This window comes from Brakhagea baltica, assembly GCF_052161605.1.
Classification (GTDB): Bacteria; Planctomycetota; Planctomycetia; order Pirellulales; family Pirellulaceae; genus JBKCUI01.
Map to the genome: position 1 here is coordinate 647858 of NZ_CP197409.1, position 19557 is coordinate 667414.

13 protein-coding genes are annotated in these 19557 nt (G+C 52.0%); 11 read left to right on the top strand and 2 right to left on the bottom strand.

Going from position 1 to position 19557, the window contains the following annotated elements; genetic code table 11:
- Nucleotides 1-315 (bottom strand): DUF3253 domain-containing protein, encoded by a 315-nt coding sequence (locus tag SH449x_RS02530; protein ID WP_482379747.1) that lies wholly within the window; start codon nt 313-315, stop codon nt 1-3.
- Between the two features lie 126 nt (nt 316-441).
- Nucleotides 442-1356, bottom strand: coding sequence for a sugar phosphate isomerase/epimerase family protein (locus SH449x_RS02535; RefSeq protein ID WP_482379748.1), 915 nt, complete (start codon nt 1354-1356; stop codon nt 442-444).
- 370 nt (nt 1357-1726) lie between these two features.
- Between SH449x_RS02535 and SH449x_RS02540 the strand changes: the two genes are divergently transcribed.
- The 11 genes from SH449x_RS02540 (at nt 1727) to SH449x_RS02590 (ending at nt 19518) form a co-directional block, all read left to right on the top strand.
- The gene (locus SH449x_RS02540; RefSeq protein WP_482379749.1) at nt 1727-2842 is read left to right on the top strand and encodes a transposase; all 1116 of its coding nucleotides are present in this window, start codon (nt 1727-1729) and stop codon (nt 2840-2842) included.
- Nucleotides 2843-3210: 368 nt separating this feature from the next.
- Complete coding sequence (locus tag SH449x_RS02545) at nt 3211-4647, top strand: hypothetical protein (RefSeq protein WP_482379750.1); 1437 nt, start codon at nt 3211-3213, stop codon at nt 4645-4647.
- An 879-nt stretch (nt 4648-5526) separates the two neighbouring features.
- Complete coding sequence (locus SH449x_RS02550) at nt 5527-8385, top strand: amidohydrolase family protein (RefSeq protein ID WP_482379751.1); 2859 nt, start codon at nt 5527-5529, stop codon at nt 8383-8385.
- Nucleotides 8385-9629: an amidohydrolase family protein gene (locus tag SH449x_RS02555; protein WP_482379752.1), complete on the top strand. Its 1245-nt coding sequence runs from the start codon at nt 8385-8387 to the stop codon at nt 9627-9629. The genes SH449x_RS02550 and SH449x_RS02555 overlap by 1 nt, the downstream gene beginning before the upstream one ends.
- A gap of 95 nt (nt 9630-9724) precedes the next feature.
- Nucleotides 9725-11062 carry an amidohydrolase family protein gene (locus SH449x_RS02560; protein WP_482379753.1) on the top strand — a complete coding sequence of 446 codons (1338 nt, stop codon included), beginning with the start codon at nt 9725-9727 and terminating at the stop codon, nt 11060-11062.
- Nucleotides 11063-11117: 55 nt separating this feature from the next.
- Nucleotides 11118-13679: an amidohydrolase family protein gene (locus SH449x_RS02565; RefSeq protein WP_482379754.1), complete on the top strand. Its 2562-nt coding sequence runs from the start codon at nt 11118-11120 to the stop codon at nt 13677-13679.
- Nucleotides 13679-14965 (top strand): amidohydrolase family protein, encoded by a 1287-nt coding sequence (locus tag SH449x_RS02570; RefSeq protein ID WP_482379755.1) that lies wholly within the window; start codon nt 13679-13681, stop codon nt 14963-14965. The genes SH449x_RS02565 and SH449x_RS02570 overlap by 1 nt, the downstream gene beginning before the upstream one ends.
- 1 nt (nt 14966) lies before the next feature.
- On the top strand, nt 14967-16346 hold the full coding sequence (locus SH449x_RS02575) for an amidohydrolase family protein (protein WP_482379756.1): 1380 nt from the start codon (nt 14967-14969) through the stop codon (nt 16344-16346).
- Between the two features lie 46 nt (nt 16347-16392).
- On the top strand, nt 16393-17955 hold the full coding sequence (locus SH449x_RS02580; RefSeq protein WP_482379757.1) for an amidohydrolase family protein: 1563 nt from the start codon (nt 16393-16395) through the stop codon (nt 17953-17955).
- Between the two features lie 706 nt (nt 17956-18661).
- Entirely contained in the window at nt 18662-19255 is a 594-nt protein-coding gene (locus SH449x_RS02585) for a hypothetical protein (protein WP_482379758.1), read from the top strand.
- Nucleotides 19252-19518, top strand: a complete 267-nt coding sequence (locus SH449x_RS02590) for a TIGR03643 family protein (protein ID WP_482379759.1) — start codon at nt 19252-19254, stop codon at nt 19516-19518. Before SH449x_RS02585 ends, SH449x_RS02590 begins: the two co-directional genes overlap by 4 nt.
- Nucleotides 19519-19557: the final 39 nt, after the last annotated feature.

Below are 19557 nucleotides of genomic sequence, written 5' to 3' on the forward strand. Positions count from 1 at the left end.
CTACATACTTTCGTTGGAAAGGTTCGGTTTCCTCAGTTGTACGCGGATTGGTCCTTTGATGCTTTCGATGCTGCGTTCCTCTAGATCGATAACCGTCCCTTGTTGGGTGACATCGATCAGATCGTCTCGAAACATATCGGAAACCACATCGCGAACGAGTGGCATGTATTGCCGCCATTTCGAGCCGAAAGCGCGAGCTGCATCGGATGGGCAAATACTCTCTCCCGACTTAAGGCACATGAGCAGCCTGAGAATTTCATTTTTAACGTCATCAGGCCCTGGTTCCTCATGATCCAGCCAGCGCGTTTTCCCCATTTTCCATCCAACTTTCTATCGAGCCGCCGATCGCATGATCGAAAAACACCGAACATCATTATTATTAAACCATTAGCTGCCCGCCCTGTACAGGTGAGACTGGATGCTGGAGTTCCAGTTATCTGTCTACACTCCCAGCAATTCGCGAAGAGTTGCTCGGTCGCGACGATAGGCATCCATGGCAGCGGGCAGACTCGCTGGATCTTTGTGATCGGTGTACTCCATGTGTAACGAGATGGGACCAGGGAGTGGATTCCGTTTCAATCGGGCGAACAGTTTCTGGCTGACATCACCGGTACCTAGAGGTACATCCTCGACCTTACGATCGAGAATCTTGCAATCTTTAACAAAAGTTGCGCCGATCGAATCCACCAACATGTTGAGATCGATTTCCCATGACTGGAAGCCTTCTACTGTGGCATGGCGTACATCATACGCTACGGACAAATAAGCCGATTCGATCTCACGAAGCATCACACCTAAGTCCCAAAGCGGGGCGCCAACATAGTTCGCGCCAGAATGATTCTGGTAAAGTCCAGTTAACCCTAGGCTTTTGTTAAGCTCGGCAAGCTCACGCGCTTGTTTTGCGAACAGATCAAGTTGAGGAAGGATCTTTCGTTCCAAGTCATATTTGTAATACGCCATTCGATAGTAGCGTATTCCGAGTCGCGAGCCGGTTTGTAAGACCAGCTCTGCATTCTCTGAGCCGACATTGTTGATATCCGTTGTCATGATAACAACAACCTTCTGCTTGTTCATCAAGGTATCCGTTAAACGAGGAAGCTCCTCGCTTACAAGTCTAGGCTCAATCTGACCGCCTTTTCGAATGGTGGCTTCGATACCATCGACCTCTATCTCGTGACAGAAATCGGTAAGTTGATTAAAGTCTAAGTGTTGAAGGTGCTTGGCAAAAATAGCAACGTTATTGAAAGACGCATCTTCTCTCCCCGCAGCCAATCCGCTCCCAATAAGCGGAATAGCTGACGCGGCAACGGAGGAGGCTTTTAGAAAAACGCGTCGGTTCCAGTCTAATGGTATCATGTTCAATCTGCTGAATCGCGAGAGGTATGAGTGGGATAGCCGGAGGTTAGAATGATAGCCTAGGAGCTTCGTATTGAAAAATGCAGCATATCGCAACCTTCCATCTGAGGATAAGAAGCCGACTAGATAATGGTTAGTCGGTTTACCTTGGAACATTTTGGGGGAACATTTTGGGGACACACACCAACCTGGGAGCAACCTGGGGGACACAGCATCTTTTGGGAGCAACCTGGGGGACACAGCATCTTTTTGGGTTTAGATGCTAGGGGGCACAGCATGTTTGCAGGATTTCCGGATTTAGGTAGGATTGCTGGTCACAAAAGCTATTCGGTTTATTTCCGGCTTATTCGTGATCTCATCGGAGGTTCTTATGGCTCGCATTTCTCGCGTGGAAATCTTTGCACCGGACGAGGTGGCTATCGTTCACTGCGTCAATCGCACGGTCAGACGTTGCTTCCTTCTCGGGGAGGATCCCGTTACCGGTAAAAACTTCGATCATCGCAAAGCATGGATGGAGGTCGAACTCCGGAATCTGGCGAAATCCATGGGAATCGATCTGCTCGGCTACTCGATTCTTTCTAACCACTATCACCTGATACTCCGCTCCAGGCCCGATATCGTCGCCACTTGGGACGACTCCGAAATCGCTAGGCGATGGTTGATGCTCTGCCCGAAACGCAAAAAGCCTGATGGCTCCGCAGACGAGCCCAACGAACTCGAACTCGATTCCATCCGATCGTCCCCCGCAAAGGTCAAGGAGATACGCTTGCGGCTAAGCGATATATCGTGGTGGATTCGGCTTCTGAGCCAGAAGATTGCTCAGAGAGCTAATAAGGCCGATGGCGAGGTCGGGAAATTTTGGCAGGCGCGTTACAAAGCTGTTCGAATTCTCGACGAAACGGCTCTTTTGGCTTGTGCGGCCTATGTGGACCTGAATCCGATTCGGGCCGCGATGGCCGAGACGCTCGAGCAAAGCGACTACACGTCGATTCAACGAAGGATCGAGGATTTGAAGGAGCAAGCTAGCAGCAAAAGTGTCGAGGATCATTCTTCCGAACCGTCTCAACAACCAGAAACGAATTCCTCCCCTGCACCAAGTTTCGTAGGCCTAACGCGTTCGGCGTTTCTCGCACCGATCTGTTTGGGCCGCAGTGAAGAAGACCTTGGGGCCTGCCCAAGCTCCAACGGATACCGCGCCAGCGATAAGGGCTTTTTGGAGGTAAGCGTTGCAGGGTATATCGAGTTGCTAGATTGGACCGCAAGGCAGTTGGTAAAGGGCAAACGAGGAGCAACCCCAGCAGATGCCGCTCCGGTATTCGAACGCTTGGGACTCACGGAAGAAGTGTGGGTGGAGCTAGTACGGGACTTTGGCGCACTGTTTAGTGCGGTCGCGGGTAAACCGAAAGTGATTGACGCGACTAGGAGCCCTAAGCGGCAACAGCGTTACAACATCCGTCCGAGGACGCGGGAGCTGCTTCCGAGCTAGCTATTCGCGTCGCGGTAACGTAAGCCGAGCGCATAAAGCCCGCGCGTCCGCGATTTTCTTTTGGCTTTCCGACAAGAGCGGGGAAGCGGTCTGTTCTCAACGTCTGCATTTTGGCTATTCCTATGGAATCGAGCTTCGCATGTGGGCTTGTTTCTGAACGAAGTGGTCCCTTTTGAGCGTCGACCGCTTTTTCGTATTTCTCAACAGCCGCTACAATTCGACGGTTCAAAAAAATGCTGTGTCCCCAAGCAGTCAGGATCAGATAAAGTAAGATTGTTTGCTGTCGCGGTGACCCTCACATTTAGTCCGGTCGCGTGCTTTTGGATGAGTGGGTGGTAAGTAAAAGATTAAGATAAGGTTGAAAGACAATGGATCTCGCTCAAAGCATCATCGTATCTACACTCATGTTGGGTTTGGGTTTCCTGCCGCCACACGCACAGGAAGCACTTAGTGCAATCGGAGACGATAACCAGAAACAAGAGATTTTATTGTTCAAGGTGAGGGTGATTGATCCGGATGGTTACCCTGTGGAGAATGCAAAAGTATTGCCTGTCGGATTGCGAACAACGCTTGAGCCTGCGAGCCATCGGGGCTGGAACCGGAAGCAATATGGCCCCGATGGGACTCCTATAACAAATGCTGACGGTGAAGTCGAGATTTCCTATCCAAAGAATGTCGGCGAAAATTTCGAGGTGGGTACGATTACCATTTCCGTTACACACCCTGATTTCGTGACCTTTCGAGCGGATTTCAGAACGGGTCAGCAACCTGCTGAAGCCAAATTGCAACATGGGTTTCGTATAGCCGCTACCGCAGTCGATTCGGCATCGGGCGAGCGAATTTCCTCTGACTTATATGGGTTGGTTAGTGGGGAGTCGCGTATGGCAGAGTGGAAACTTACTGAAAATGGAACGCTCCTTTCTCCTGCGTTTGAGTCAGGCAAGATTTGGTTACGATTGATTCGAATCAGATCAGGAGAACCCAATCTGTTCAGTCAGTTGATCGAAGTCAACTCTAGAGACCAAAGCCGGATAATGCTTCGCGATATCAAACTCTCGAAAGGTACACGAGTAACGGGACGTCTCGACGAGTCCGTAGCCAGACCAATAAAGAATGGGCGGGTCGCTGCCATGATCGTTAGACCGGCGAACGGAAATCAACGCGGCGATTGGAAATCGACATGGACTTGGTTTGAGCACACTGCTCTGCTCGATGACGGGACTTTTGTATTTGAATCCTTACCATCAAATGAGATCCTGCAATTGATCCCGACTTGTGATGATTGGGTACCAAAGAGCCCGACGCAAGCGGAGGTGCTGCCCCATTTCAAAGCCGAGGCCGAAGAGATGAGTGAGTACTTTACTTACCCCCAAGTGGTCCGGATAAAGGGCGCACAAACGGATTCTGTATTGCATATGACACCAGCCACGTCGGTCCGGGTGACAGTCCTCGATAACGCCAGTCAACCAATTCCCGGAGCAAGAGTGGTTTCCTCCCCTAATCAATATTGGTTCGAGTCGGGTTCGCAAATACTTGGCGAGGCATTCTCGATGTCGGATGCCTTGGTCAAATCACGGGAAGCTGGTGAGTACAATTGGGAATGCAAAAATATCTACGCAGCCAACACAGACGAAAGCGGGGTCGCAATTCTAGCCTCTATGCCAACAGGTCGCTTCGTGCCCATAGCTGCCAGCAAGATGGGTTATAAAATGGAGTCGGATCGTCCTGGTATTGGCACGATGGTCCATCTCAAGGAAGAACAGGAAACAGAGGTGACCATCACCCTACTCCCGGTGGGGAATTAGTAAATTGAGACGATCCCGGAAAAAAGGACAGTACGTTTTTTGCTACAAGTCGTACTAGTTTGTCGGGGTTTCCGATGGAACATTTTGGGGACACACACCGTTTCGATGCCGACCACGCCCCCCGGTTTATCCTAGCGCTTTCCTGCGTCCCCATTCTGTCCGTGATAAAAATTTCCACACCGCCAGAGATAAGAGAAACGCAAGAGGATTGATGAGCAACGATTTTCTAGACAACTCTTGCGTCACTCTCATCTCTCGCGGTGTAATCTATTGTTTTGAAGTGGGTTGGTGGGACTCAGACATATTCGATGCCGACGCTTAGATGTCTCTCCCTGCGAAAAACTGTTCAACAAAGAGAGGCTTGGCCCATTGATAACTGGGAACCAAGGGTACCTCGAAAGAGGTTCCAGCCGTTTTCGAAAAGAAACGTCGGCTATGCCTCATGCAGTTCCGCAAAATTTCTTGGCCCACGCACTTTTTCCGATGTCGTTCCTGACACTTCCAGGTGGTACAAGGAAGTATAGACGATTCATTGATGCCATGACGGCATCACTCGCGAGGCAGAGCCTCCAAAGCAGGTCATTCCAAGGCAGAGCCGTGGAACGAGTTGTTCACTGGTGCGTTCAGCGAGAAGTCTCAAAATTTCGCCGAAATTCGGGCTTTTCGGGTGATGAGAAATTAAAGAGGTGCAAAATTTTGCATCAATGCTACTATATCTGAACTAGACTGTGCGTACGGCTCAGGCGACTCCTCTCTCTTCGCCTCGTCCTGAAGAACGGCTGCGGCCCTTGCGGAGCTTTGGTTCGTCCGTGACAAACCTCCCCGCCGACCAGTCGTCAACAAGCATGTTCGACTTACTTTGTGCAAGCACCGGTGACCATGATCGATCTCAGACGAAAGTTGAATTCGAGCAAACTGACCAGTTGGCTCTTCACTGTCAGTTCTTTTGCGACTTTTGCAAATCGAGGGGGCTTTCTTAATAGTAAATCAAGCTTTTTCGCGGTGGCGTTGCTGTGCGCGGCGATCTCATTTTTGGCTTCGACCCGATCCCTCGAAGCAGCTCAAGATGACCAGCAGACCGTAGCTAGCGAGCAAACGAACGTAGCCGACGCGAAGCCTTCTCAAGATTCCGCAGATGCCTCCAAGTCTACTGCCCCTGCGACCGTCATAATCAATGCGACCATCCACACGATGGCTGGCGACGTTCTCGCCAACGGACGGGTTGTCATCCGGGGCGGGCTCATCGAGGCCGTTGGGGGCGAAAGCTTGGAAATCCCGGCCGAATCCGAAATCATCGATGCCAAGAATTTGACCATTACCCCTGGATGGATCGATTTGAACAGTCAACTTTGGATGGCCGATCCGCCCGGTGATGCAGGCTCCTCCGACGGTAGCTTGCTCGCTACCGACTCTCTCGACCCCTTCGCGGAAGACTGGGCCGACGTGCTCCAAGCAGGTGTCACGACCGTATACGTGCAGCCGTCGTCGGCGGGCGCGATGAGTGGCCTAGGAGCTGCGGTTTCTGTAGCACCGGGGGCAAACGGCTCGTTGCAAATCCATAACCCAACTGCTGGTTTGCAAATGTCGTTTGGAACGGCGCCTTCTAACCGGGATCGTGCAGCACGATTCGAAGCCATCAAGCGGAATTTGCAAGGTGTCGTGGACTACAAGAAGAAATGGGACGACTACGAGAAAGCTGTAAAGGAAAAGGAAGAAGCGGACAAGAAGACAGAAACACCTAAGCAAGAAGCCGCACCGAACCAAGCGGAACCGGCCCCCCGAACGCCGGGCGAAGGTGTCGGACGTGGTCGGCGTGGCCCACCAGGCACTGGGGCTCCTGGCTCTGGGCCGCCAGGCTCAGGAGGCCCTGGCTCAGGACCGCCCAATTCGGGAACACCAAACGCGGGTGGTACGCCTCCCACTGCGGATTCTCCATCAACATCTAAAGATGCATCGGGACCAGCATCCACGCCGACAACAAAAGAAGAGCCCAAGAAACTGGTCAAACCAGATAAAGACCTTGTTAAGGAGCGTCTCATCGGTGTCATCACTGGCAAAATCCCGGTACGCCTGGAAGTTCGCAATGCAAACGATGTTCGCTACGCGATGGAGCTCAAGACGACTTTTTCGGATGTCCAGTGGGTCTACGAGGGACTCGATCAACTCGGCTCGGCCTTGAACGACGTAAAGAAACTCAGAGCTCCCATCGTTATGGGGCCACTCTTTTCTCTCGGGATACCATCCAAGCAACAGGCTCAGCGGACCTCGCAATTGAAGGATTTAGTCAAGGGTTACGAAGGAGTTGTCGCTGTCCAAACGAAATCAAACTCCCGGATCGGTTCGCGAATGCTGAGAGAACACTTAGCCGCTGCGGAAGCACTGGGGGTTGATCGAGATTCGCTCCTGCGATCTGTTACCGCCGATGCTGCTAGATTGATCGGATGTGATAAGCAACTCGGTGTCCTGGCAGCTGGTTTCAAAGCGGACTTAGTCGGCTTTGCTGGGGACCCACTCGATACCACATCGCCAGTCAGTCTCGTTGTGGTGGATGGCAAGCTGATCAAGCAACCGGAATCTGCCAAGGTCCTTGTCGCGGCGACTTCTCCGAGCTCGAAGTCTTACGAAGCTTTACAGGCACTCGCCAAGTCATCCGATGGTTTCTCATTGAAGTCCACGAATCTGCTTTTGGCGGATGGCCTTAAGGCAGGTGAAATCACGGTGGCCAACGGCAAGATTACACGCTTAGCAACGTCTGCCGACTCCGCGGCCGAATCGGGTGCAGAGGCTATCGACCTAGGAAACTACTTCGTTACACCAAGTCTTGGATCTGCTTATTCGACATTGGGACTAGATTCCAACACTCGAGGAACAGACTCCGATTCCTCACATCTGTCGGCGAATGATTTATCGCTTGCCGATCAGCAGCAGCTAAAGAAAATCGACGCCACAGGGTTGGGGTTAGTAGCCCTCACGACTTCCTCCAGTAATACCTTCGCCGGGCAACTGTCGGTGTTTTCTGTAGATCGAGATCGCAGCAGAGTTGTGGGCCAAGTTGCTTCGAAGATCGTGCTCACAAATGATGCCCGCAGCGTCGATCGTTTCCCATCCAGTCTAGCCGGACAAGTGAAATTTGTGCGCGATACGTTTGAAGGCAAGCGGTTGCCGTCCCGGCTCTATGTTCCCGACGCGACCCTCTCGAAGATCGATGAGGCCAAGGGAGCAGTCATCGCCAAAATTCTAGATCAGAGCCAGTTGGTCTTGTTCCAAGTCAACGATGAAGCGGAGATCGAAGCAGCTTTGCGATTGGTTCGTGACTTCAAGTTGCGAGCCGCCTTTTTTGGTGCGAAGAACTGGGCTGGATATGCTTCTGAGCTTAAAGAGTCGGGGGTGGCGGTGATCGCACTCCCAGTTAGAGATGCAGATTACCCGGTCTACATGGACGATTTGGTAACATGCCATCGTGCAGGCGTAGAAGTCTATTTCGGAGGTGACACCGGTTTGCAGATCCGAGCCACAGCAAGTCTCGCCGTCCGGCACGGTATGGATCCCGATTGGGCACGTTACGCAGTCACTCATGGACTTTCCAAGCTTTACCCGCAGGCCGCTGCGAGCACGGGGCTCCAAACCGACCAGTCGGCAGAGCTTTTGGTGTGGTCAGGAGATCCGCTTAACTTAACGAGCAAAATTGTGGCTAGAGTTTGCAACGGCAGCGTAGTTGTCAACGAGGAGAACGAATAATGAAACGGTCACAATTTCTCTGGCTCCTCGCACTGAGTTTTTGTTTTAGTGCGACCAGTCAACCAAGGATCGAAGCAGCCTCGTTTGGCGACAGCGAGGAAGAAGCCAGCAGTCTGCTTTTGGTAAAGGCCAAACATGTCGTGCTCGGGACGGGAAAAACCATCTCGCCGGGAGCTATATTGGTTCAGAATGGAAAGATCAAGCTGCTTGCACAATCTATCGAAGCCAGAGATGTCGAAACTGTGGAAGCGGAGTGGGTGATGCCCGGTATCGTCAATGCAGCCGCATCTTACGGAATAGCGGGTGGGACCTCGGAAATTTCGACCGAGGTTGCTCCTGATTTTTACACCTCGTTCTCGTTGAATCCGAACTCGCGAGATTTCCGCGAGGCGATCGACGAGGGAGTTACGACCGCTCACTTGTTGCCGGGTACTCAGAGCGTCATCGCAGGTTGCTCTAGCATTGTTAAGGTGAGTGGTGCCGGGGCAAAAGGCGATAAACCTCAAGTTCTAAGTGATAAGCATGGATTGACGATTGCGTTAAGTAGTGATCCGACGGCACGGAATCAAGCACGCGGGCGACCTGACACGATTTTTATGCGTCAACCGACGAATCGCATGGGGGTGGTCTGGATTCTGCGGAGTGCGTTGCACAGGACGCAGAAAGATTTGCCCGCATCGTTTTTGAATGATGAGAGTCGCGAGATCATCGCGACGGCCATGAAAGGGGAACTGCCCATATACTCAGTAAGCCGCAAGGATGTTGACATCCGAAGCACATTTACGCTCCAGGATGAATTCGGCATTCGCCCGATCATCGTCGGAGGAGAAGAGGCGTACCGAATCATGGACGATATCGTGGAACGCAAGCCTGCGATTATCTACATTGACTTAACTTCGAGATCGAGCAGTTCCGCATTGAGAGGTCCCGAGGGAACGCAAAAGCGATGGAATGTGGCCAGCCAGTTCGCTGATGCCGAAATCGATTTCTGCTTGGCAGGTAGCGATCTGTTGGAACAAGCGAGATTTGCAACTCGCTTTGGATTAGCCCGAGATATCGCATTGCAAAGTATTACACTCAACCCAGCCAAGATTTTAAAGATCGATGGTCAAGTTGGATCGATCGAAGAAAGCAAAGATGCAGACTTGGTCGCGTTCAACGGTGATCCTCTAGAGTTCACCTCAGCAATGGCATGGGTCATGGTCAACGGAAAAATTCATTCAGCGGAATCGGAGAAGAAATGAGTTCGGTTCAGCGTGTTGTTCGTAGGTTAGGAGCGTCAGCTTTGAGTTTGCACTTGAGACATACTATCTCCAACCTGAGTCGGAAAGGTATAGGCATGAAAGCGTTTGCACTGGCTATTGGTTCTTTTGCCTCGCTTTGGGGAATGAGTGAGGGAGCTCTCGGAAATGACACTTTGGCACTCGTTGGTGCCAAGATCATAACCCTCGCGGGGGATCCGATCGAGAAAGGGACGATCATCGTCCGCGATGGAAAGATTGAGGCGGTCGGGGCGGATGTCAAAGTTCCGCTGGAAGCGAAAGTCATAGACGTTTCCGGACAAGTGGTCATGCCGGGCTTCGTCGATCCTCACACATCCGAAGGAATGGGGCAGGCGAACGAGAGGAATGAGAACGTTCCTTTCTTGTCGGTCGTTGACGGCATCGACCCTGTCATGGAGTTTTTCGAAGAGTGTCGCAGGAGCGGTGTTACGACGGCCGCAATTTTGCCAGGCAATAGCACACTCATCGGAGGTCAAGGGGTCGTGCTCAAGACTTCCGGCCAGTACGTGAATGACATGATCGTCAAGCGGGATGTCGGAATGAAGATTTCGCTACGGCCTTCATCAGGAAGTCGAATGGGGCATATCTCCAAACTGCGACGCGAGCTGGAGAAGGCCAAAACGGCGGTAGAAAAGCAGAGCAAGCCGGAGGCGGCCAAGGACGAAAAACCAGCAGAGGGAACCGCACAATCGACCGACGAGCAGAAGCCTGCTGAGCAAACCGATGACAACAAAGGGGAAGGCGCTCAGGATGGGGCCGAGCAACCGTCAGCAGCTCAGACCACGAAAGGTCTCGAAGCGATGATGCTCGTCGTTCAAGGTAAGTTGCCTGTGTTTCTCTATTGCGACACTGCGATGGATGTTACGACAGCTCTTTCGATGGTCAAGGAGTACTCACTCAATGCGACGCTCGTACTGGGCCGTAGCACTTACAAGGCGGCTGAGCTTCTAAAGGACTTGAAGCAACCGGTTGTGCTCGATCCAAACCTTATCTTCTGGGAAACAGACCCGCGTACCAAACAAGACAAGAAGATAATCTTGACCAAGGTATTCCAAGACGCTGGAGTCCCTTTCGTGTTCCAAACCTCAGACAGTTCGACCCGAACGACCTCAGCCAGCAGCTATTTCTGGTACCAAGCGGCAGTTGCGGTGAAGAACGGCATGTCCGAAGCGGACGCATTGAAGAAGCTGTCACTCGTGCCCGCCCAGATGTTAGGCATTGATGAATTTGTGGGATCGATTGAGGTTGGTAAAGATGCCGACTTGGTCATTCTCACAGGGGAACCGCTCAAGCTGGAGACTTGGGTCGACAAAACCATTGTTCGCGGTGAGGTCGTCTACGATCGATCCGAAGACCAAAAACTGGCCCGTCTACTTTCCCCTACGGCGGAGTAAACACATGCGATCCAGTTTTTGTTGGAGTTACTCTCTGAGTTTCCTTTTCCTGCTCGTGTCTACCTCAATAGTTACCGCAGGAGAGATCGATGCTTACTTTGTAGATACTCTTTGGCCGGGTGATGGACCGCCTATCAAAAATGCCGTCATCGTGGTTGAGAACGGCACGATTCAGAATGCGGGATCAGTTGCGGATGTTGTGGTTCCAGCAGGTGCCAAGCGTCACAACTTGGCTGGCTGTAGTGTCATGCCCGGTATCGTGGCCATGGAAAGTTCGATCGGAATCGGTGGCACCGAGGACGAACGAAACGTTACCCCGGAGTATCGTGCGATCGACGCGTTCGATTTCTATCGAGATGTCAATGCGTATGTAGCTTCGGGCATTACGAGTGTACATGTGTCGCCGACCAGTCGTCGGTTCATGCCTGGACAAGCTGCGATGGTCAAGCTCGGGACCGGCTTAGCTGACTCGAGATTGCTCAGCGAATCGAGTGGAATCAAGGTGGTCCTGGCGAAGAGTGCGTTGAATCCACCTACCGTCTACGAGCCACCTGTCGGAGCGGTCTCCATTGATCGCCCCTTGGAGCCAACGCGACCGCAGCTTGGTGCGAGCTATCTGGAGTTGGTAACGGGTTTAGCGGCTTTGTTGGAGTCGAGTCAATCCGACGCATCGGACACCGATGACCGATTGTCGACTCTAGCGAGTGCACTGAAGAGGAAATCGGTTTTTCGCGTCACGGCAGAGAGTCAGTCGGAAATAGAGGCAGCTATTGGGCTTGCAAACCGATTTGAATTGAACTGGATGCTCTTTTTCCCAACGTCGATTGTACCATTCGAAAACGATTCACTTTGGAAGTCTACTGAGTTGGCGGGAATCGTTCTACGTCCCGATGCCAGGCCAGGTACTGTTACGAATGTAGTTTCGGATGATGATCCTGAGAGTAGTTTCTCGCCCAGTTGGAAAAATGCAGCCAAACTGATTAGCTTGGGATTTGAGTCCAAACTGGCTATTCAACCTGGCACCGATGGCGATTTGCAGGAAGTCATGTTTCTCGCCAAGTCGTTCCTGCGTGGAGGGATTTCGGTCGAACAAGTCGTCAAAATGTTGACGGCTAACCCAGCCACCATGTCGGGACAGGCAAACAAAATCGGTGTTATCAAGGCAGGGGCCGATGCCGACTTTATTGTTCTAACGGGGGAACCGCTGCGAGATGGGACCGAAATTGTTGCGACGTACGTTAACGGCAAGAAAGAGTATCAGTCCGAAGGCAAATCATCGGGCTCGCTGTTTAGCGCGGCTCAGATTTATACTCCCGGGGGAGTTGTATCCGACGGGATGCTGGCTGTAGCGAATGGCAAATTCATTGGTGTTGGACGAGACGTTTCCATTCCGACTAATGCGATTCGTCGGCATTTTGCTGGGGGGGTGATTGTTCCTGGAATGATCGATGTAGGATCGCAACTGGGCCTAGGTGCCCCCCTTACTGCTCAGATTGGACTCGAAACCAAGCTCGGCAATGTGCTTGCGACTGATGACGAAGCGATTCAGACTGCTCGCAAGGGAGGGCTCACGACTGCGTTTCTTAGTTCGTCGCAGCTGCCGAGCCCCGTGGTTGCGTTTAAGCTGACCGACAAGCCTCGCGTTCTCAAAGATCCGGTAGCCATCCGGTTTGCATTATCTGGAACTGTCAGTGGAGCGGAATCCTCCATCAAGCGAACGTTGGCTGCGGCCAAGCAGTATGTGGATAGCTGGAAGAAATACGAAGCGGAATTCGCTGAGTATGAAACCAAGAAAAAGGAATACGAAGAAGCCAAGAAGAAATACGAGGAAGCGGTAAAGGCAGCGGAAGCCAAGAAAGAGGAAGAGACCAAAAAGGCTGAGGGGGCAACCCCGCTTGGCACTCCTCCTGCTACAGAAAGTAAACCGGAAGATGCACCTAAGACCGATACGACCGCAGGGGCAAAGTCGGAAACAAAACCAGACGCGGCCAGTGGTACGCAACCATCATCTCAGGCAAGCAACGCAGAATTGAAGGCTCCGGAGGCTCCCAAGGAGCCGCAGAAACCGAGAGAAGTCGCGAATCTAGAGCCATACCGAGCGCTTTTCGCAAAGCAGATCGTAGCGATGGTCGAGGTTAAGGACGATGTGCTGTTCGATGTCGCGGTGCGAGTTTTCCAGGACGAATACCAATTGAATTTGGTCATTGTCGGCGGGGATGTTGCAGTCAAAATGGCCGACACGGACAAGAAGCGTTTGATCCCGATCGTTGTCGGGCCTACCCTTACCAAGACCGTTCGGGATGAGACCATCCACTTACCTGTCGAGCTATCGCTCCAATCTATCCCCATCCTGTTCCAATCGGGAGCGGCTGCGAGGGCGGGTGGCTTGGCCGATGCAATCTCCTATTCCGTCTATAAAGGATTGGGTAGGCAGGTTGCTTTGGATGGATTATCTAAAAAACCAAGTGAAATTTTCCAATTGAACTCTGTCGGTGCCCTTCAAGTTGGCAAAGATGCAGACTTTGTGGTCCTCAGTGGTTCGCCGCTTGATTTGGCCTCCGAGGTTCTTGCGGTCGTGATCGACGGACAAATTGTTTACGAAAAGGATTCGCAATAATGTGGAATCAACTCTCAAGTTTGAGATCTGCCATTTTGCTCATGGCAATGGGGTGTTTTGCTGGCTATGCCATCGGACAGGATTCTGCTGTGGAGCCAAATGTGGAAACAGCCGAGGCTCCGCAGGCAACCGTCGCTATTCGAGCGGGCAAGGTGCTGACCAGCGTTAGTGACCCCATCATTGACGGGGTCATTCTTGTGGCAGATAAGAAGATCGTCGCGGTTGGCAAGTTTGGGGAGGTCAGTATCCCTGAGGGTTGCCCGGTGGTTCATCATCCCAACTCCTTTGCGATGCCTGGGTTGATCGAAGCCCACTCGCACGTTGGGGGTACAAGTGACCTGAACGAAATGGTTTATCAAACCAACCCAGAGCTACGTAACTGGGATCAAATCATCCCGCACAATGATGACCTAAAGGTTGCCATTGCCGGAGGGGTCACCACCATTTGCTTTATCCCAGGAAGCGGGACCAACATGGGTGGCTGGGGAACTCTTATGAAGACCGGCCCTGGCAAGATGTCGGATGTCATCATCAAGGCTCCTGGTGTCCTCAAGATTGCACAAGCCGGAAACCCTGAACGGCAAGGGGGCGAGGTTGGGTCCGGAAAAGTCGGCATGAACCACGTTATCCGCCAGCAACTCATGGAAGGGCAAATGTACGTCCGCCAGTGGGACGCTTATGAGGCGGGACGAATTTCGAAGAAGCCTGAAGTGAATCTTCGTCTTGAGTATTTCAAGCCGCTATTCCATCAGGAGATTCCGGTCGTCGTTCACACGCAACAGTATCAAGTGGTTCAGTCCACATTGCGAATGTTAGTCGACGAGATGAACCTGAAGATCGTTATCGATCACGGAACGTTTGATGCTTACAAGCTGGCAGAGGAAGTTAACAAGCGAAACATTCCCGTCATGGCGGGGCCTCGAGGGTTTTGGTACGAGAGGTCCGACGGACAGATCAAAGGGATTGTGGTCGAGTATGCGAATCGTGGGACAGTCGCGTTGGGGGTGAATACTGACGCGCCGGTTATTCCGCAGGAAGAGCTTTCTTTTCAAGCCACCATGGCAGTGCGGTATGGATGGGATGAGGAAAAAGCGATCCAAGGGGTTACGATCGAGGCTGCAAAGGCACTGATGATCGACGATCGAGTCGGCTCGCTGGAATCAGGAAAAGATGCCGACATCGTTATCGCAACCGGCTCCATTATCGATCCACGAAATTACGTCGAGCAAGTTTTCATCAACGGTGCGAGCGTTTATGACATCAAGAAGGACCGGCGGAGATTCTAATATGAACGTTCCTAAATTTCGAACTTGTCTGATGGAAACCTTCCAGCATGTCAACACATTTGCCGTGCTAGCGGTATGCATGGCATGTGCAACATCTACGATTCGCGCAGAAGATTTTGTTCTTGAAAATGCAACGATTCACACGGTGGGTAAGGCAGGAACCCTCGAGAGGGGGAGTGTCCACGTATCCGCTGGAAAAATCAAAGCAGTAGGCACAGAATTGGAAGTACCGATCTCGGTTCGCAAGCTTGATGGTACTGGTAAGCATGTCATTCCTGGCTTGGTCGGGGTGTTCTATCCTGTCGCATCAAGCGGCGAAACATCTGCTGGCGAGTCTAGGACTGTCACCGTGGGAGGCAGGACGTTCACGGTGCCCGGTGGATCCCCAGCGGCAACCACATCGGCTTTTACCGTTGTGTCCGAAAACGTCGGGCTGGATACCATTGATTGGCAGTTGCCGACTCGCAATGGGGTTACCACGATGCAAATGATCGCACCTGGCTATTGCCAGTCTGCGGTTGTTAAGCCGGGTTCGGAGCGTTATTTGAGCGAGTGGGTCGAACAAAAGGCGCAGCTGGTTGTTACCCTTACAAACACTCCGCAGAGTCTTGATTTGCTCCGCAATAATCTAAAGGAACCAACATCTGGTTCTGGAACGCAAGCTGGAGCTAGATCTGGGGCAGCGACACCGCGTGCAGGTGCTCCCGTTCGAGGTGGACGTGGCGGAGTTGGCGGCCCTCCTGGTACACCCCCTGGATCTGCACAACCAGCCGCCGCAGCCTCCGCTAACGAGAGTACAACTCGACCACCGGCGGAATTGACCCCTGAGCAAAAGCTATGGAAGCAAGTGCGAGACGGAGACCGGTCACTTTGGCTCAACGTCAACAATGCAGCCACAATTCTTTACGCGATACAAATTCTTAAAGACTATCCCAAGGCCAAAGTCGTCTGGATTGCCAACGGGACAGATGCTTACCAAGCGTTGAGTCAGCTACCAAAAGAAAACTCTACCGTTGTGCTTCCTCCTCAAATCGACATTGTTCCCAATACACGTAACCGCATGAACGTGCCTTCCATGGTGATCAATGCGAAGATTCCATTCGCCTTTTCGCTCGGGCTAAGAAATGCAGAATTGACAAGAGCAGAGTCCGCTCCCTTGTTTGCGATGTCGATCATTTCGAAAACGGGTCTTGCGAAGCAGGATGCGTTGAAAGCAGCGACACTTGGTCCGGCCGAACTTCTCGGTCTGCAATCGCAAATTGGTTCACTTGAAGCAGGCAAGTTCGCCAACATGATCGTTCTCGATGGAGAGCCCTTTGAAGCCGAAACGTCGATTGTATCGGTTTACGTCGAAGGAGGCATTGTTTATGAAGACAACTAACATCCCGTGTTATTCGTCGTGGTTGAAGAACAAGGAGTCAGGAATCATGGCAAGTTTCGCTGGTAAGATGGTCGCAGATATGAGAACAAAGCTAGGGACTTTTGGATGCTGTGGCATTCAACGAATTGTGATCGGATTGATAATTGCGATTGGGGCGGGCAATTTGCTTCATGCCCAGTCACCCAAACCGAATGAGGAACCCAGCAAGGGAACAACTCCTTCGGAGACTGCAGCAAAGACTGAGAAACCGAAAAAAGAGATCGTAGCGGTGGTTGGCGGAGATATTATCACGGTGACACGTGAAAGGATCCGTAAGGGAACAATCATTATCGAGGATGGCAAGATCGTCGGTCTGGGACAAAATCTTGATATTCCAGAAGGGGCAGAACGAGTCGATGCAACGGGTAAAATCATTACGCCTGGATTTGTCGCTATTGCGATGTCGGGCGTAGGTACCTCTGCCGCCTCAAGTGCTGGTCGACTTTCAGATAAGTTAAATCCTTTTGATCGCAACATCCAGTTGGCCTTGGGTGTAGGGATTACTTCGGGATGCATCCAAGTACCGCTTTCAGGTGGAGGAGGACGGCGACGTTCCCCTGAAGATGGTTTCTATGAGTTGGAACGCTTTCCCGGCTTTGATCCTGACGAACGAGAAGTCGCGAACTGGGTAAGTGATGAGATCAAGGCGTTCGGCGACGCGACTCCACTTTGTCCATGTTGCAATCTTCCGATACTTCCGACTGAGCCGATTACACCTACCGAACCATCACCGATCGTCCCGCAGATCAGTGCCGTTATCAAGATGTCTTACAAATCAATTGATGGCATGGTAGTAAAGGAAAGCGGTTTTCTTGAGTTAACGCCGGGTGCACTTACAGGGCCCACCAATCAGGAGTCATGGAGATCGCAGCTGAAAAAGGGTAAAGAGTACCTTAAAGAGCAGGCGGCTCACGAGCTAGCGATCAAGGAAGGCAAGAATGTACCTCCACCGCGGAAACCGGTGGGAGATGAGATTCTGCAATTGCTGAAAAAGGAGATCGCATTGCGAATCCCAGCGAGCCGAGTCAGCGAGATCCGTGAATTGTTACAACTTTCCAAGGAGTTTGATTACAAACAGGTCATTTCCGGTGGCGTCGAAGCGTGGGTCATTCCGACGGAACTGGCGGAGAGCGGTGTATCGGCGATCATTACTCCACGTACCAAGCGTAGACCCCGATTTGGCGAAGAGGAAACCTCTGGCAGTTGGATCGAGCTGCCTCGTGTTCTCGAGGAAGCCGGCGTGCCGTTCGCTGTTCAACCTCTTGGGCAATCGATCAGCCTCGATGGACTAGCCGGGCGCGATCTAACAAGTCTTCCGCTTGAGGCGGCCTTTGCGGTGCGCGGCGGGGCAAGCGAAGCCCGAGCCTTGGCAAGCATTACCATCGTTCCAGCCACCATGCTAGGGCTACAGGATAGAATTGGTTCCATCGAGGTCGGTAAGGACGCGGATCTGCTCATTTTGAACGGGCCGCCTCTCGACTATCGCAGTTATGTCGAGAAAGCGATCGTAAACGGCAAGATCGTCTACGATCGACCAACCGACAAGATTTTGCCTGTTTATGAGCGTTAACCAAGACAATCTAGCCCCCCGGGGGCAGTTCTGGGTGGCACGTTTAACCGCACGGGCAACGCCCTGCGTTTAGGGCTCTAGCATCTTCACCGCCCATCCGCATACCCAGCAATCTAACGTCGCCGGTGTTTTGTCTTTCGTCGCCGCAGGCGACTCCCCAGCTCGCTTCGCATTGCCGGAGGGTGAATAAGACGCAAGGCGGGAGCCTTGGTTGCCTCCCGTTACAAGGCAGAGCCCTGTAACGAGTAAAAAGCACTGTAACGAGTAAACGTAGTGGACCTTGCCAAAGATCCTAAACTATCTGGGAACACACGAGAGATCCTTTATCTCCGATGAGTGAAGGTATGATTGTGTCCAAACCGCTTTTCCAAGGTCAAATTTGAGCCCCGAATCGTCTGTTCTCAAACAAGATGCTATCAACGTTCAAACTGCAGACACATCAGCAGAGGACCGTTTTATTGTTTTTACGCTATCCGAAACTCCAACCAACAGGTTTGTTTTCACTAGCGTTGTTGCCTTGCTACTAAGCGGTACATTCCACGGGTGCCTTGCAATTTTTAGCGATTTGCCGCTCAATCATCCGCTATCGTTTCGAAAGGCCGCATTGTTTGGAGTGTCGACAGGGGTGACCCTGTGGTCTTGCGATTGGTGTTTCCGGCAACTTCCACAACGACCTTGGCACTTAGTCGCTCGAACGCTTCTGAGCATGACCTTATTAATCGAGGTGGCTTTGATCACCCTGCAACCATGGCGTGGTGAAACCAGTCACTTCAATCGCAACGGTACGTTTAACACACTGATCGAGCAATCGATGTTGGTGATGATTACGATAGCCATGGGAATCATCTTGGTTTTGTGGATTCGCTGTCTTCGGGGACCATTTCGATCTGAAGTAACGATCAGCAACAGGAGCGCTATCCGTTGGGGGCTTGGCTATCTGATCATCTCAGGAATATTGGGGGCGGCCATTACGAGGTTCGGATATCAACAGTTGGAGTTTGGCAACTCCCCCGAGCTTTGGGGAGAGCGCGGCGTCTTAAAATTTCCACACGGTGTAGCGTTACATGCAATACAAACGCTCGCGGTGGTGGCGTGGTTGACGAGTTGGCTGCCTGATCGGATCAGTCTTCGTATTGTTCGATCCGTTGCAACGGCGCATGCGGTCGCCCTCCTCTTCGCTTGTTACAACACGTTCTCCGGAATGGGGCGATTCGAACTGTCTAGTGGTTCGATCGCAATCCTAGTCTTCGGTGGAACTGCATGTTTACTCCCTTTTCTGATTAAGAGGTCTAGAGCATGAATTGCGACCGGTTCGAGAGTTTGACCGTTGACGAGGTAAGTCGCATCGTCCAAATGGCGTGGGAGGATCGCACTTCTTTTGATGCCATCGAGAGGCAGTTTGGCCTGACGCCGAACCAAGTGATTCAACTCATGCGAAGGGAGATGAAACCGAGTTCGTTTCGAATGTGGCGAGCAAGAACAGTAGGTAGGTCGACCAAGCATGAAGCGAAACGTGGCTTTGTCGTCGGTAGGTTCCGTTGTCCTGATCAAAAGGGATCCTGAACCCCCGAGCTAACTGATTTGTCAGATTGTATTGCTTTC